Annotated in this window: 14 protein-coding genes and 1 pseudogene; 2 read left to right on the top strand and 13 right to left on the bottom strand. The window is 40.4% G+C overall.

Translation table 11 applies throughout. From position 1 onward, the window contains the following. Positions 1 to 247: 247 nt before the first annotated feature. On the top strand, positions 248 to 721 hold the full coding sequence (locus DMB88_RS17035; protein ID WP_128102318.1) for a DinB family protein: 474 nt from the start codon (positions 248 to 250) through the stop codon (positions 719 to 721). A 189-nt stretch (positions 722 to 910) separates the two neighbouring features. On the opposite strand, the gene DMB88_RS17040 is transcribed toward DMB88_RS17035, so the two are convergent. The 11 genes from DMB88_RS17040 to DMB88_RS17095 all read right to left on the bottom strand — a co-directional run bounded on the left by DMB88_RS17040 (position 911) and on the right by DMB88_RS17095 (position 11889). Beyond that, the gene (locus tag DMB88_RS17040) at positions 911 to 1762 is read right to left on the bottom strand and encodes an aldo/keto reductase (RefSeq protein WP_128102319.1); all 852 of its coding nucleotides are present in this window, start codon (positions 1760 to 1762) and stop codon (positions 911 to 913) included. 279 nt (positions 1763 to 2041) lie between these two features. Beyond that, positions 2042 to 2776, bottom strand: a complete 735-nt coding sequence (locus DMB88_RS17045; protein WP_128102320.1) for a hypothetical protein — start codon at positions 2774 to 2776, stop codon at positions 2042 to 2044. A 15-nt stretch (positions 2777 to 2791) separates the two neighbouring features. Beyond that, entirely contained in the window at positions 2792 to 3139 is a 348-nt protein-coding gene (locus DMB88_RS17050) for a DUF3221 domain-containing protein (RefSeq protein ID WP_128102321.1), read from the bottom strand. A gap of 569 nt (positions 3140 to 3708) precedes the next feature. Next, on the bottom strand, positions 3709 to 4866 hold the full coding sequence (locus DMB88_RS17060) for an alpha/beta hydrolase (protein ID WP_164848717.1): 1158 nt from the start codon (positions 4864 to 4866) through the stop codon (positions 3709 to 3711). A gap of 296 nt (positions 4867 to 5162) precedes the next feature. Continuing rightward, the gene (locus tag DMB88_RS17065; protein WP_128102324.1) at positions 5163 to 5813 is read right to left on the bottom strand and encodes a response regulator; all 651 of its coding nucleotides are present in this window, start codon (positions 5811 to 5813) and stop codon (positions 5163 to 5165) included. Further along, positions 5810 to 7033, bottom strand: a complete 1224-nt coding sequence (locus DMB88_RS17070) for a sensor histidine kinase (protein WP_128102325.1) — start codon at positions 7031 to 7033, stop codon at positions 5810 to 5812. The genes DMB88_RS17065 and DMB88_RS17070 overlap by 4 nt, the downstream gene beginning before the upstream one ends. Before the next feature lie 268 nt (positions 7034 to 7301). Beyond that, entirely contained in the window at positions 7302 to 8300 is a 999-nt protein-coding gene (locus DMB88_RS17075; protein WP_254438230.1) for a threonine ammonia-lyase, read from the bottom strand. Next, positions 8278 to 9282: an ornithine cyclodeaminase family protein gene (locus tag DMB88_RS17080; protein WP_128102326.1), complete on the bottom strand. Its 1005-nt coding sequence runs from the start codon at positions 9280 to 9282 to the stop codon at positions 8278 to 8280. Before DMB88_RS17080 ends, DMB88_RS17075 begins: the two co-directional genes overlap by 23 nt. 257 nt (positions 9283 to 9539) lie before the next feature. Next, on the bottom strand, positions 9540 to 10169 hold the full coding sequence (locus DMB88_RS17085; protein ID WP_128102327.1) for a copper amine oxidase N-terminal domain-containing protein: 630 nt from the start codon (positions 10167 to 10169) through the stop codon (positions 9540 to 9542). A 192-nt stretch (positions 10170 to 10361) separates the two neighbouring features. Further along, entirely contained in the window at positions 10362 to 11051 is a 690-nt protein-coding gene (locus tag DMB88_RS17090; RefSeq protein ID WP_128102328.1) for a TetR/AcrR family transcriptional regulator, read from the bottom strand. Between the two features lie 145 nt (positions 11052 to 11196). Continuing rightward, positions 11197 to 11889: a PTS sugar transporter subunit IIA gene (locus tag DMB88_RS17095; RefSeq protein WP_128102329.1), complete on the bottom strand. Its 693-nt coding sequence runs from the start codon at positions 11887 to 11889 to the stop codon at positions 11197 to 11199. Positions 11890 to 11948: 59 nt separating this feature from the next. On the opposite strand from DMB88_RS17095, the gene DMB88_RS32095 reads away from it, so the two are divergent. Then, positions 11949 to 12080: a hypothetical protein gene (locus DMB88_RS32095; protein WP_368028375.1), complete on the top strand. Its 132-nt coding sequence runs from the start codon at positions 11949 to 11951 to the stop codon at positions 12078 to 12080. Positions 12081 to 12202: 122 nt separating this feature from the next. Here the strand turns inward: DMB88_RS32095 and DMB88_RS17100 are convergent, their stop codons facing one another. Next, positions 12203 to 13183, bottom strand: coding sequence for a glycoside hydrolase family 5 protein (locus DMB88_RS17100; protein WP_128102330.1), 981 nt, complete (start codon positions 13181 to 13183; stop codon positions 12203 to 12205). A 360-nt stretch (positions 13184 to 13543) separates the two neighbouring features. Then, positions 13544 to 14580, bottom strand: a pseudogene (locus tag DMB88_RS17105) (NAD(P)/FAD-dependent oxidoreductase). Positions 14581 to 14684: the final 104 nt, after the last annotated feature.

Consider the following 14684-nt stretch of genomic DNA (forward strand, 5'->3'; position numbering starts at 1 on the left):
AAGTTATTATATGTTTGCCAAGTTTACTTGTCAATCGTATATTCACTCTCTCTTCTATTCACTTGCCATGCATCGAATTCTTTAATCTCAGCAGCGACTAGAATGATTTATCTACTAACGTTTGATAATCGCGAACATTTGTTCCATAATGAGAGAATAGCATAGTTTAAGGAAATTGAAGACAAACGGCAATCCAAAAGAACATACTGATCCAATCTTGCTTAATTACGAATAAGGAGGGAACATATTGATTAAGTTATTTCATTATAACTGGATGGTAAGAGATGAATGGTTTGAACTATTCAAGCAAGTTTCGAAGGAGGAATTGTTGCGGAATAGAATAGGTGGAGCAGGTTGCATTCTGTATACACTTTTCCATATTGCAGACGTAGAGTATAGCTGGATTCGCGGAATACAAGGTAAACCAGATATTCAAGTCCAGTATGAGAACTATAAAACACTGGAACAAGTAAAAGAACTCTCCAATTCATGGATACAAGAGACAAAAGCCTTTCTTGATTCCTGGTCAGATGATTTTGATAACCAATTGGTGAGTGTTCCATGGAATGAAGGACGTTATACCCAAGGTGAGATCTTGCGCCATGTCATTGCACACGAAATTCATCATATGGGGCAGCTATCCATATGGGCAAGAGAGATTGGGATTCAACCTATATCAGCAAATGTGATTGGTAGAGGCTTATTTACCGTGAAGCGTTAATTGAGGAAGTTACGTTAAGTCTATGACCGACATTGAACAGTTTTATTAAAAAAGTTACACCTTTCTTGATATACGATGGAGTAAAGAAAGCCGCTATAAATAATAGCGACTTCAATGAGGATATGTTTTCTTCCTTAGTCGTTAAAAGCGTGTGAACATGTTATTCAGAAGTTCACACGCTTTTTATGATCAATCATGAATCTTCCGAGTGCCAATCCATTTGACCATTTCAGGATCACGGTGTGAAAAGAACAGGCTCTGATTCGTATCTAGGGATGCGATCATCTCCATATCTTGTTGGCTCAAATCAAAGTCAAAGATGTTGAAATTTTCAATGATTCTTTCTTTACGAACTGATTTTGGAATGACTATGACTTCACTTTGAGTCAGCCAACGTAAAACGACCTGTGCAACGGATTTGTTATGCTTTGTAGCAACGGAAACCAATATTTCATTCTGGAACAAGTCATTTTTACCTTCTGCAAAAGGAGCCCAGGATTGAATTTGAACGTTGTTCTGTTTCATAAATTTTGCATTTTCAATTTGTTGGTTGAAAGGATGTGTTTCAACCTGATTTACAACTGGAACAACTTCATTATGAATAATTAAATCAATTAAGCGATCCTCATGGAAGTTACTGACGCCGATTGCGCGAATTTTTCCTTCTCGATACAACTCCTCCATAGCGCGCCATGATCCATGCACATCTCCATAGGGCTGATGAATCAAATAAAGATCCAAGTAGTCAAGTTGCAAAAGTTCTAGCGATTTCTCGAATGCTTTTTTGGTGCGCTCATAACCCGTATCTTGCACCCACAGCTTCGTCGTAATGAAAAATTCCTCTCTTGCCACGCCACTTCGTTTGAGTGCTCTGCCAACAGCTTCTTCATTCATATAAGAAGCAGCGGTATCAATTAACCGATAACCTACCTCAATCGCGTCCAAGACACTTTGTTCACACTCATTTGGATCAGCAATCTGAAAAACGCCAAATCCAAGGATAGGAATTTCAATCCCATTGTTCAAGATCATTTTTTTCATATAAAACCCTCCACTTTTCTATAAAGAATACGATGTGCATTCAAGCTTGATCATATACCCTACATCCCTCACCTTCATTATGCAACATAAGAGAAAGTGAGCGTTATCCCAATCAGATCAAATGTTTGCCTAATCCTCTCACGCCATTTTCCTGTACGTTATGGTAAACTTCTTGAATGAACTCGTTGCATCAATAGCGATTTCTTCGAAAAACAAAAAGCCGCTAAAATAGCGACTTCAATTAGATAATAGGAATCATGTTTTGTCCTGTGGCAACTGTCACTGTTCTATTGTAACCAGCAATTTTTCATTGCCACCTTTATTAATCAAAACCAATTCATAATCAGATAGCCATTTCAGTTCGCCTAAATGTCTAGCATAGGCAAATTCATCTGGCTGATCTGATACCACCTTCTCTAAGAGCACTTGCTTACCATCACGTTGTGAAACAGATATGTATATATCCATACTTTCTACATGATGATGGCATATAACTTTAGCATTGTACTTCTTATTAGGGCTTTTCATGGGTTTTTTCCAAGTCCATTCATTTACGTAACCTAGCTCTTCTATCTTTAGAGCTACCTCCTTAAATGGCTCAACTACCCAACTCTTATTTACAGCAAGTTCCTCTATCCCACTCATTAACAGTCGGAGCGTAGCCTTTTTTTTCTCCAACTCACTTTTTGCACTAAACTCACTTAAACTTAATTGGATTGGCACGGAACAAACGTCTGAATCGTTAACAACCTTTTTGTCCGTAATGTGTTCTACACATTCTATAATGACTTTCCGACAATCCTTTGTTTTGTATTTGCCAAATAAACGTTCATACATCGCTGTAATACAACGGGTTTGCAAATGAAATGAACGTCTTTTCCATTTCCAATTCAATTCATAATCTATTTTAGTTGCTTCGTTGTAATCGCATTTTTGTATTTTCATTATTGATTCAATATTTGCATCATTAATAATGTATGGTAAGTCCAAGACAAATTCTTTTAAAGTCTTCAATATTACTGCACCTCATTATTGGATAATAACTTTATTAGCTAGAGCTTGTGGAGGTGATGATTGCGCTATAAGATCTTTTATCCACACTTCAACTTTCTTACTTACTAATAAATTATCAAACTTAGACTTCGCTACGCCACCGACAATTATTTCACTATCCTGATCTAAACTTATCCAAATTAAATTCGTTGCAGAGCCCTTTACGTCATCATGCTCGATCAATATTTGATTATCTTGCTCATTAACCTCAATAATTGTACCAATTATGTCTGCATGAGATTGAGTTTGTTCGTGTTGAGAACTACAGCCGACGATTAGTACAAGTAACAAGACAACTGTGAGTCCACTCACTAATTTAGCCATGTCCGTCCCCTTCCACTTACAATGTAAAATCCATCGTAACAGTACGGTTTTCTCCAACTCTCCTTAGTCCGATTCTACGTTTGAGTTGCCTTTATTTTGTCTGTAACGAAAAATGGCAAATGGTAGATTAATGATTCCAGCAATAAAAGGAGACACAATAGATATCCATTGAGGTATGGTAGGATATATCGGTTTTCCATCTCCCACAGGTCCTACTTTAGGTTGGTTACTGTCCCACAATCCATATAAGAGACCAATAGGAGGCAGTAATATGCAAATTACACTTGCAACGATATGTAACACATATTTGTTCATTCCTAGCCCCTCCATCCTATATATTCATGCCTGAACCCTTTTTAAATTATACGTTATTTGAAAGTTAGAAGTTACACTAATTTGTGATATACACCATAAAAAGGATATTCAAAATTCCTTCTATTTTCTTTCTATAGTGCTAGTTTACAAACTTTTCTCAACGAAACAAAAAAAAGCCGCTAAATATAGCGACTTCGATAAGTTACTCATATCATATAGTATCATGTTCTTGTCCTGAACAAAGAGCATTATCACTATGGCTTTTTGATCATTTCCACGCCTTCAAATGCGAGGCTCTCCAGATCCAATGTCTTGTTTAACAGATAATTATCAAAAAATGCTTTTGTATACGAAGTAAGAATATCGCGCTGCTCCATAGCGTCCCGGGCTCCTCTGGAGCCTAAGTCTGTAGTCGTAAACATGGAATCCGAGAAATCGCCATGTGTCACTTGATCAATAATGGCAAAGTAGGTATCCTCGCTGTTGGATTCAAGAAGAAAAGCATTCGTATTGTATGCAAGTACTGTGCCGAGCTGCATGAAAGGCTTTTTCAGATCGCTGTCCAGCGCACCTACCATATTTCCATCCAGATTTACACTACCGACGAAACGGTCATCGTCACGACTAACAATTGCCGCTGTCGTTCCACCAAACGAATGTCCAAATACTCCCATGCCGATATCCAACTGCAATCTACCTTCAAACAAAGATTCTATGTCACCCGCATTCATAGCGTACAGTCGATCTGCTACATGTCTAATGTCTTCGCTCTGTAAAACGGCATATTTCGCAAATTCGACGGCTTGAGGCGCCGATGTTAATTGACGTGACGTCTTGATCGCTTGTTCTTCTCCTAACTTCTCGGTCATGATTTGCGGCTGTGGCATGATGAGAGAGGCCACTTCCATACTGTAAGCCGTCAAGTCTTCCATAAACTTTTCTGTCATAGCAACCGTTCGTCCATCCTTCAGTTTGTAAACACCGCTTTCTGCATGTCCGATAGATACCACGATATAGCCAGCGCTTGCCAGGTCTTGGGCAAACACAGTACCTTGCTGCGGATAAGCGCCCGCACCATGGCTGAAGAATAGAACGGGATATTGCGTTTCCTGCTTAGACAAGGCCAGATCATCGTATGACCACGTCTTAAAATTCGAATCAAAAAGCTGCTCGCCTAGTGGAGCGCCTATTTTCACAAGAAGCTCATTTCTCAGAGAATGAAACTCAGGAAAAGCATATTCTGCCGTTGATTTGTCTTCACTACTGTCGGACGGATAAAAAAATAACGCTGTTAATTCCCTTTCCGATTGGTCGGATGCGGTGTACTTGAAGTCCATCTGTGTCCGTCCCACCGTATAATTGCCGATTGGTTTCGGAAATTCTTTGTAGATCGAACCCTCTTTAGTTTCCATATCCAAAGATTCCTCCTTTTTCAATTGGCTGTTGTTTTCTGGTTTCGTCACGTCTTCCTTCGCAAAGTTCTCCTTAGTGGGAGTCCCGTTATTCGCAACACAAGCAGATAGCAGGACTAGTGCGAAAGCTGTTGTCAGGATTATTGTCACTAGTTTTTTCATCATTTCTCCTCCATTTGAAATCTCTTGTACTACTGCATCTATCATAATTGGAGGAGAACGAAAAAAAATCGTACAAAAGGGCAATCCCCAAATGTACGATCGGGCAAATTCAGACAAGCTTCTTTACAGTTTGATTAAAAATGTAGAATGCCCCACTCCACCGCGACAGCAACCGCCTGCGGTCTCGAGTCGACCCCCAACTTATTGTAAATTGTAGTTAAATGAGCTTTTACGGTGCGTTCAGATATCCCCATTTCTAAACCAATCTCTTTACTTCGAGATCCACGTGCAATGGCTTGAAGCACAATCAGCTCCTTGTCGGTAATAGATATGTTGGCCGTAGTAGATGGTACTGTCGTCTTTTCAAAGGTCTGTTTAGCGAATACTTTGTCAGTGATCTCCGGAAGCAACAGCGTTTCTCCCCGCATCGCTGCTTCAATGGAACGGAATATCATCTCTCTCCCCGTATCCTTTAGCAAATAACCTTTTGCGCCCAACGCCAGTCCACGAATCATCATGTCGTCTTCATTATATGTAGTCAAGATAATAACCGGCATATCATGTCCTTTTTCTTTAAGTCCAGTCATGGTGGCTAAGCCATCCAGCTTAGGCATGTTAAGATCTAATAGTATAATGTCCGGACTATAAGCATCCGCCAGTTGGAGCGCTTCCACACCATTGGAAGCTTCTGCGACTACCGTGTACCTTGAATTGGTTTCCAGGATCAGCTTAAGTCCCTCGCGAACGACCAGATGGTCATCTGCTATCAGAATCCTGATTGTCATAAGTTAATATCCTCCTGATATAATGGAATGTTAACCATCACACGGGTGCCTTGCGACCCGCTATTAATGCTGATATCACCACCCATAATTCTGACCCGTTCAGTCAAACCAATTAAACCATAGCTGCCGAATTGCTTCTTGATCACTCGGGTATCAAAACCTATCCCATCATCCGTTATCCTTAGCTCAATCTTATTTTCACCTGCAACAACCGCAACCTCTACGTTTGCAGCACGAGCGTGTTTGGCTGTATTAGCCAGGCATTCCCGGATGATCAGCAAACTATGCTCGTGAATCAGCTTCGGTACTAGCGGATCGTGTAGCGATAATTGGGTGGAGATCTGAATCCCTGTCGTATGCGTGAAATGTTCAACTTCAGCCTGCACTGCTTTGGATATGTCTATGGCCTCTGCGGCATGCGAACGCAAATTGTCAATGGCGCTTCTTGCTTCGGAGAGAGCACGTTTGGCGTGGGCTTTGGACAACTGAACAATTTCATGAGCGCGATGTGTATTACTGTTCTCCAAATGAGCATCCACGGCATCCAGTTGCATAATCAGACCTGCCAGCCCCTGTGCTAAGGTATCATGGAGATCACGAGCCATTCGCTGGCGCTCGTTGGCAATCGTTAGCGCCTCCACCTGCCTATGCGCAATTTCTAATTCCCGCAAAAACGACTGGGTTTGCCATTTAGCACGAACTTGCTTATAAAACAAAGAAGCATAACCTATCACAAAAAACGTTACAAAAAAGAGTGAAGGCAATGTGGTTAACAAATCCTCAGTCGTTCGGAGCCAAACTAGTGAAAACAGAACTCCATAAAAAGCAGAAACCCATAAAACCTTAACCCGTTCCGCATACACCCCTATACTTTGCCCGACCAAAGCTGTTAATAGACTTATAAAGATGATGGGATGAGTGCTAGGCATGATAGCTACACAACCCAGGACGATCAATCCTTGCACCACAAAATATACCCAGTGTCTCCGATCCACAATGCTCCCGGCATACCAATGTAGCAAAATGTGGATCAGCATAAGACCTGTAAACATAATCAATTCAAACGCTGTGGGAAACCCGGGAAACTGAGAGAACAAGGCAGACACATAAATCAGAGTGACCCAGATTAAAGCAGGCTGACGAGAATCAAGCAGTACATTTTGGATGGCTAATCTTGAGCTTATTTGCTGTTGGTTTTTTACATCATTCTGTTCGCCCATCGTACCTCACCTCCAAGGCCGCTTTCAAACAATCCATATTAATTTAACTCTTCTACCCTATATTAAAATTAAGCAATGCAAGAGTCCATTACAAATCCCCTGCCTTATTTGTTTGTCTAAAGATAAAATGGTCACCAGGATCCCAGACGTGCAGATGATCAGCGCAGTACTTTTCAAAAAAATTTGCTTACCATTAACGTCAACATTATTTTGGATCAGAGAAACCCATGATTCATCAGCACTTCTTCTAGTAACTTGAAAGAAATAATTAATATTTAGACAAAATATCCGTTAATACATTTCCATCAATGTTCCCACCACTTATAACAAGTGCTACATTTCTACCTCCAATACGTTCTTTATAATCCATAATAGCCGCAACTGTTGTAGCGCTCCCAGCTTCAACGATGTATTTTTCTTCTTTGGCCATAAAACTAACTGCTTTGGCGATTGAGCGTTCAGACACTGCGATAAAATCATCTACGTAATACTTAGCCATCTCGAAGCTCAATTTTCCGACTCCACCAAGTAGCGCGTCACACAATGACTCTTCGTTCGGATATTCTTCATAGAAGATGTGATCCTCGTAAGATTTCAACATAGCCGGGCATGCCTCTGTTTGAACGCCAACAATACGAATTGACGGATTGATCGATTTTGCAGCAACAGCAATACCCGTTATAAGGCCACCTCCGCCTATGGGGACTACGATTGTATCAATATCTTTGTTTTGCTCTAGTATTTCAATAGCTACCGTCCCTTGCCCACCATAAATTTCTGGATCGCTATAATATGCATCGATATAGGTTAGACCCTGTTCATTAATATATTTCATGCCTAACACATGAGCCTCGTCAAAATCTTTACCTAATTTCATTACTTCTGATCCGAAATAATTAATTTTATCAATTTTACTTTGGGGTGTTGATTCTGGGACGATTACAACAACATTATTTATTCCAAGAATTGATGCAGCGTAGCTTACAGCACTTCCATGGTTACCTGAGGAGATTGCAGCAACACCACAGTTTCTTTCTTCTTCAGTTAGCGTCATCATTTTATTTAGAGCCCCTCGGATTTTAAAGCTCTTTGCTCGCTGAAGAGACTCCAGTTTGAAAAAAAATCTACTATCGTCATCACCTAGATAAAAGGACTCTTCAAGTGGTGTTTTCATTACATAGTTCCTGATTCGATCATAGGCATTTATTACATGTTCATAGCTAAAAGTCATTTCTAATGCTCCCTTAGATTTCAGATTTAACTCCAAGATTTTTTCCCTCAGCAGCCTGTAATGCCATTTTTGCTGCATAGATATCCAAGATTGCCATACCCGTAGCATCAAAGACTGTAATTTGTTCGTTACTGGTTCTTCCCTTTATTTTTCCTAGAATCACATCACCAATTTCACCACGTAAATCCCCCTCTGTAATCGCTCCTTCTTTAAGTGGGATTTCAATCTCACCGACTTGCTTACAGTGTTCTTGATCATCCAAGAAAAGGCAGGCTTCCGAGATCAGGCTTGATTCAATCTCCTGTTTTCCAGCCATATCTGCACCGATGCAAGAAATATGTGTGCCTTGTTTTACCCATTCCCTCTTAATGATTGGCGATCTGGATGCCGTTACAGTAATGATGATATCACTGCGTTTCACTGCTTGTTCCAAGGAGTTTACTTCCTCAAATTTAACTTTCTCTACGTTCATCCCAAATTCGATTTGCAGTCTATGTGGGATAGCATCAACAAATTGTTTTAATTTCGCTTTGTCCCTACCTGCAACCTGGATCATTCTTAACGTAGGGAGAGCAAACAAAGCACATGCTATTTGAAAAATAGCTTGGTTACCAGATCCCACAACAAGTAGATTTTCAGATTCTTTTCTAGCTAAGTATTTAGCACCAATTGCTCCTGAAGCTCCTGTCCGGATGCCTGTAATATATGCAGCCTCGGTTATTCCTACAGTTTTACCTGTTTCAGCATCGAAAACGGTGATTAGTCCCATGAGAGTCGGCATCTGCTTTGCTTCATTATCAGCGAACCATGTAACTGTCTTATGTCCGAATACCTTATCGCTCTTGAGATACCCTGATTTGATGTCCATATCTGCCTTACCCGGCTCAAAATCATAAAAGATTGTTGGCCAAGTCTCCGTGTTATTTTCACTTTTAGCTTGGTACACCGTCTCAACAAGATGGATGGCTTGTTGAACATTCAATACTTGTCTAACATCTCTATCACTTAAAAATCGCATCCGTCATACTACCTCCACATCAAAGAATTAAAAAAGCATTGAATCTCATCCCTCCTACATTCATAGGCCCTAACGGGAATAAGACTCAATGCTTTAAAATCGTTTTTACCCGGGGATAAAAACAAGCATGATATTTATTTGTAGATTTATAATATCTAAATGATGTCGAGATTACAACAATAATTTGATAGATATTAACGAGCGAATTCCTAATTATACCTTATTCACAAAATGAAGCTTAGCCCTTCCACTACGTTTTATATCTCAATATTTAACGTATTTTTACTAGCATTTAATTGCAAGGTTGCGCCTAATCCTTTAATAGATTGTACTGGAATGTAAGTTACACCATTAACTACTTTTGGAGCTGTGCTTAATGTAACAGCCTTACCGTTATAAAATGCAGTTTTACTTCCAATCGTAAGGGTAACCTTGAATTTATCTTTTGTCAGACCGATCGTTGCAGTATCCGGATCGTATGTAAATGTAGCATCTAATGCATCTGCAATGTCTCGTAAAGGAAGCAAATTACTCCCTTGATATTGTACAGGCTTATTCGTGAAATCTACTTTTTGGTCATTAACATATACTTTCAATGAAGATTCCGTATATTGTGGTTTAGTTTCTTTGGGTTTTGCTGGGGTTGTTTTTTTGGAAGACGATGAGGATGAACTACCCGATGATTTGGAACTTGAAGAAGATGAGGATGATGAGCTACCGCCATTGTGATAATGATACTGTCCGTACTCTAGTCCCCATTTGGAACAATTTGTCCAACACGTATGCCCTCCATTCGAATCTGTCCTTCCCGGATGAGCAAATACACTTGTTGCACTCGTTAAAAGAAACAGAGATAACACAGAAGTTACAAGTACCTTTTTGTTCATTTCTAACACTCCCTTAACTGGTTCAATTTTCCTATGTATCATAACATATAATATACACACCTACTAGATATCAACCAAATCAGCAATTAGACAATGTTTTTATACCTTCGGCTCAAGACTGGCACTGGCACTTTAACTTGTACTTTAGAATAAAAAAAGCCGCTAATTAGCGACTTTTGTGCAGTATCCGAATTAATGATCTGCCTTTCCTTCTGAGAAACGGGTAACTATAAAGTTATTGTAGTAGCCGTCCAAGTAACTTAGCATGGTTTTCCGAACATCTTCCCTGAAATTGCGCTGAAGACCGTCCAGTCCATTCTGTTTAATGATCTCGACAACCTCCTCAGGCAACGTTGCAGTTAGTTTACAGCCCGTCATAATGGACGCCTCAGCCTGTAATATTTCCATTACGTCCTCAGGAGTCACGGCTTCGAATTCACATATGATCGTCACCAGAGCAGTCATACGTTTATAGAGATCGAGCTTATGATTTAACATGGTTTCTGCATCCACGTTCTTCTCGAACACGGCTGTACGCATCGATTCCAGTTTGACATAAAGTGGATTATCGTCAACTAATTCCATCAGCTCATCCATCAGCAGAGTTTTGAAGTCCTCAAAACTTCGTACAGGCATACGTAATACCATCTCACCCAAACGATCCAGCCTTTTCACGTATTCTCTGCACAATACACTGAAAAACAATGCTTCTTTTGTTTTGAAATACACAAATAAAATTCCATTGGACATCCCCATCTGCTTGGCGATATCAGACATCTTAATTTTATCATATTCCAATTCAAGAAACATTTCGGCTGCTTTATCCATAATAGCCTTCGCTTTAAGGGCTTTTGCCTCGGGGGTCATTGCACGTTTCGCCATAATGTCTATCACTCCATTCAACATCATTTTAAAACGTTTATTAACCCAGAGTCAAAATTAAACAACTCCAAATAAAAATTACAACAAAAGCAGACACCACCTTAGGGCAGTGTCTGCTTGTATACAGGAGATCATTATTCCGATGCTAAGGTGTAATGGTAATCATAGGTGAACCTGAAACTATTTCTCGTTCCTTCGGTTTGTCAGTCAACGTAATCGATGAATAGGATGAACTGTTTGTTACAATAACAGGGGTAATCAGTTCAAATCCATGTTCCTTGATCAAGGATAAGTCCACCTCCATCAACACATCTCCAACGTTAACGACGTCACCCTCCTTCACTTGAAGAGTGAAGCCTTCTCCTTTCATTTTGACGGTATCCATTCCTACATGGATCAAGATCTCCTCTCCCTGATCTCCAAGAATAGCAATCGCATGTTTGGACTTGGTCACAGTAGCGATAACGCCGTTAACTGGAGAAACCACAGTTCCGTTGGATGGGATGATTGCGACACCTTTTCCCATTGCACCACTTGAAAATGCCTCATCTGTCACCTCAGACAAGTGAACGAGCTGACCAGACATCGGACTGTGAACGATGATATGAGAACTTGTTAAATCTGAATGCCCTACGTTCTGTGGAGGAATGGAAACGACCTCATTCGTAGCTGGTGACTTCTTGTTGGTACCCCAGATATACGTCAAAACAAAACCTAACAATAGACCTACTATCATTTCTAGCAAATATCCATAAAATCCAATATCAATACCAGCTGGGTTAATGACGCCAGTTATAGCAAATATGCCAGATGGAACAAACGCGTAAACTTTGAACAAGTGATGACTCTAAACAACAATATATACTTGCAACTACAGGAATTCGGTTTACTGCCGAAATTGGTGATAAAGTTAGGGTTTGGATGACAGGTATGTACGAAGAGAGTAATCCAATTCAAGGTGAAGCAATAAACATTGAAAAATTCAGTGAGCATATTCGCCTGGTCTGTACAATCTTAATTCGTAAATAAAAAGCAACAAACGCAGCTCATCTTTACAGCTGCGTTTGTTCATTATTCTACAACTTGTTTGCTTCTGACAACCGATACAGATACATTAATGAACTACACGTTATTCAAAAAGTCCGACAAGATTAAAAGATACCTGCTTTTACCGAAGTGTTTTTGATTCCATATGTGTCATTTACGACGGTGTTACCGAAACTGGTCAAGCTTCCGTTAGGTCCTGTGGCCATGTCTAGATACTGCAGTCCTGAGCCGTTGCCATACCAAGACCATGCGAGCCAGCCTACCCCTTTCTCCTGACCATATTTCATAATCGCATATTCATCTACATCCCCATTGGTGTGGTATCCACCAAACTCACCAATAATTAATGCCAGCCCTTTATTCAAAACATTTTCCATGTTAGCTTTTACCGTAGCAGCATCTTTGCCTGCATACTCGTACATATGAATGGAGAAAACCGTGTTTTTCTGAGTGTCAGCCGCAAATACGCTTTGTCCATAATCTACAATGGATTGTGGGTATTGTCCCCAGCCAGCTGCGTCAACAATCAATGTATTTTTAATTCCCGCATTTCTCAATTTCGGAATAGCTTTCTTGTAGCCATCTGCCCAAGCACTTCCATTCCATGTGCCATACCATTCATTGGCAATGTTCACAATGACACGATCTTCTTTGCCAATCAGCGCTTCCTTGATGCTAATCCAGTAGTTTACCGCAGCATCTAATGAATTGTAATCGTCCTTACCTGTGGCATCATGCACTTCAAGAACAGCAATCATTTTGTTAGCATTCACGACATTAATAATATTTTTAACAGAGTTTAAATCGTCCTTTGTATACTGGGTACCGTTGGATAAAACAATCCGAACCGTATTCGCACCCGTTTTTGCAATGGCAGGAATGGCTGTGTTCAGATCATTCTTGAACCAAGAATGTCCATGGTTAATACCACGCATGTAAAATGGCTTACCTGTAGAATCATACAGCTTTCCGCCACTTACATAAAATCCACTGGCTGCTGATGCTTGAGGTGCTGCACTTCCCATCACTACTAACATGAGTGCAGCAATTACCGTGAAGATTGTACACTTTTTCCACTTAACCATTCGTTTACCCTCCTAAATTTTTTTATCTCAATTAACAGACTCCGATAGGAATTTGTTAACTAAAACCATAGAAACTTTCATTCTAAAGTTTGTAGCCTTTAACACTCAAGTGTAACTTAACAAAACCCAAAATATATCATTCACTCTACAGTTTAATTACCTTATCGATTAGCTAACAATAGTTATAATAAAATGAAAACGCTTACTAGTCAACGTTTTTCTATTTATATCCATAAATAAAGCGATACAACAGGTTATCTTTAAAATTACATTTCAAAGGAACGCCCCTTTCTTTCGTTATTTACAACAAAAAAGCGCCACAAGGCGCTCAGATTGAATCATAAACTTGTAGATCAAAAACTATTCAACAGATACACCAAGTGCTTTGTTCTTTTCTTTGAATCTCTCGTTATGAGAAGATACATAGGCCATTCTTGGCGCCTCGGGGTCCAAATACAGTTTGGCGCTGTTAAGTGCTAAGGCAGCATCCGTGAACGCTCCAGCAATCAGGTTAAGCTTACTTTCGTAATTGGCGAAGTCGCCAGCCCCAAAGATGCCCGGTAGGTTCGTCTCCAGTTTCGGACTGACGAATATGTTCCAATCGTCCATATCCAGTCCCCAATCCTTGATACCTGTAAAATCGGATTTCAGTCCATGGTTGACGATAACCTCATCTACTTCTAATTCATGCGAATCCCCTGATTCAATATGAGTAATCGTCACCCGCTCAATCGCTTTTCCGTTGCCACTGTACAATTGCGTGACTTCATATGGCGTAAGCACCTCGGCAGAAGACTCTTTCATTCGATCAATGTTTTTCTCATGCCCACCGAAACGGTCTCGTCGATGTACAACTGTAACCTGCGCAGCGATCGAAACTAGCTCGTTCGCCCAATCGACAGCCGAATTACCCCCACCAGAAATAAGCACTCTTTTTCCTCTAAACGGTTCCAGTTCCTGCACCGTATAGTGCAGATTGGATACCTCATAGCGCTCAGCTCCTTCCAGCTCCAGCTTCGCCATTCGTAGAATGCCGCGGCCAATCGCCAGAATGACCGTACGTGTCCAGTGCTTTTCCCCGTTGCCGCCTCCAGAATGTACGTCGAATCTGCTTGTTTCTCCAATCCGACAATGTGCTGTCCGAATACAATGGTCGGGTCGAATGTCCTAGCCTGCTCCGATAATTGCGCAATTAACTTCTCACATAGGATCGGTGTAACCCCTCCAACATCCCATACCATTTTTTCGGGATAAATAAGCATCCGCCCACCAAGCTCATCTTTTGCTTCGATTAACTTCGTCTTTAAATCGCGCATTCCACTATAAAAGGCAGTATACATTCCTGCAGGACCACCGCCAATAATTGTCACATCGTATAATTCAAGCTGCTCTGTCAATTCAATTCCTCCTCCAACCGGCTCATATAACATCCGAGCTATTGATAATCATTATCAACTTCATTGTAGCTTCGACAACGCCCGAATAACAATGGACAGAATCG

The organism is Paenibacillus sp. DCT19 (assembly GCF_003268635.1).
Classification (GTDB): Bacteria; Bacillota; Bacilli; order Paenibacillales; family Paenibacillaceae; genus Paenibacillus.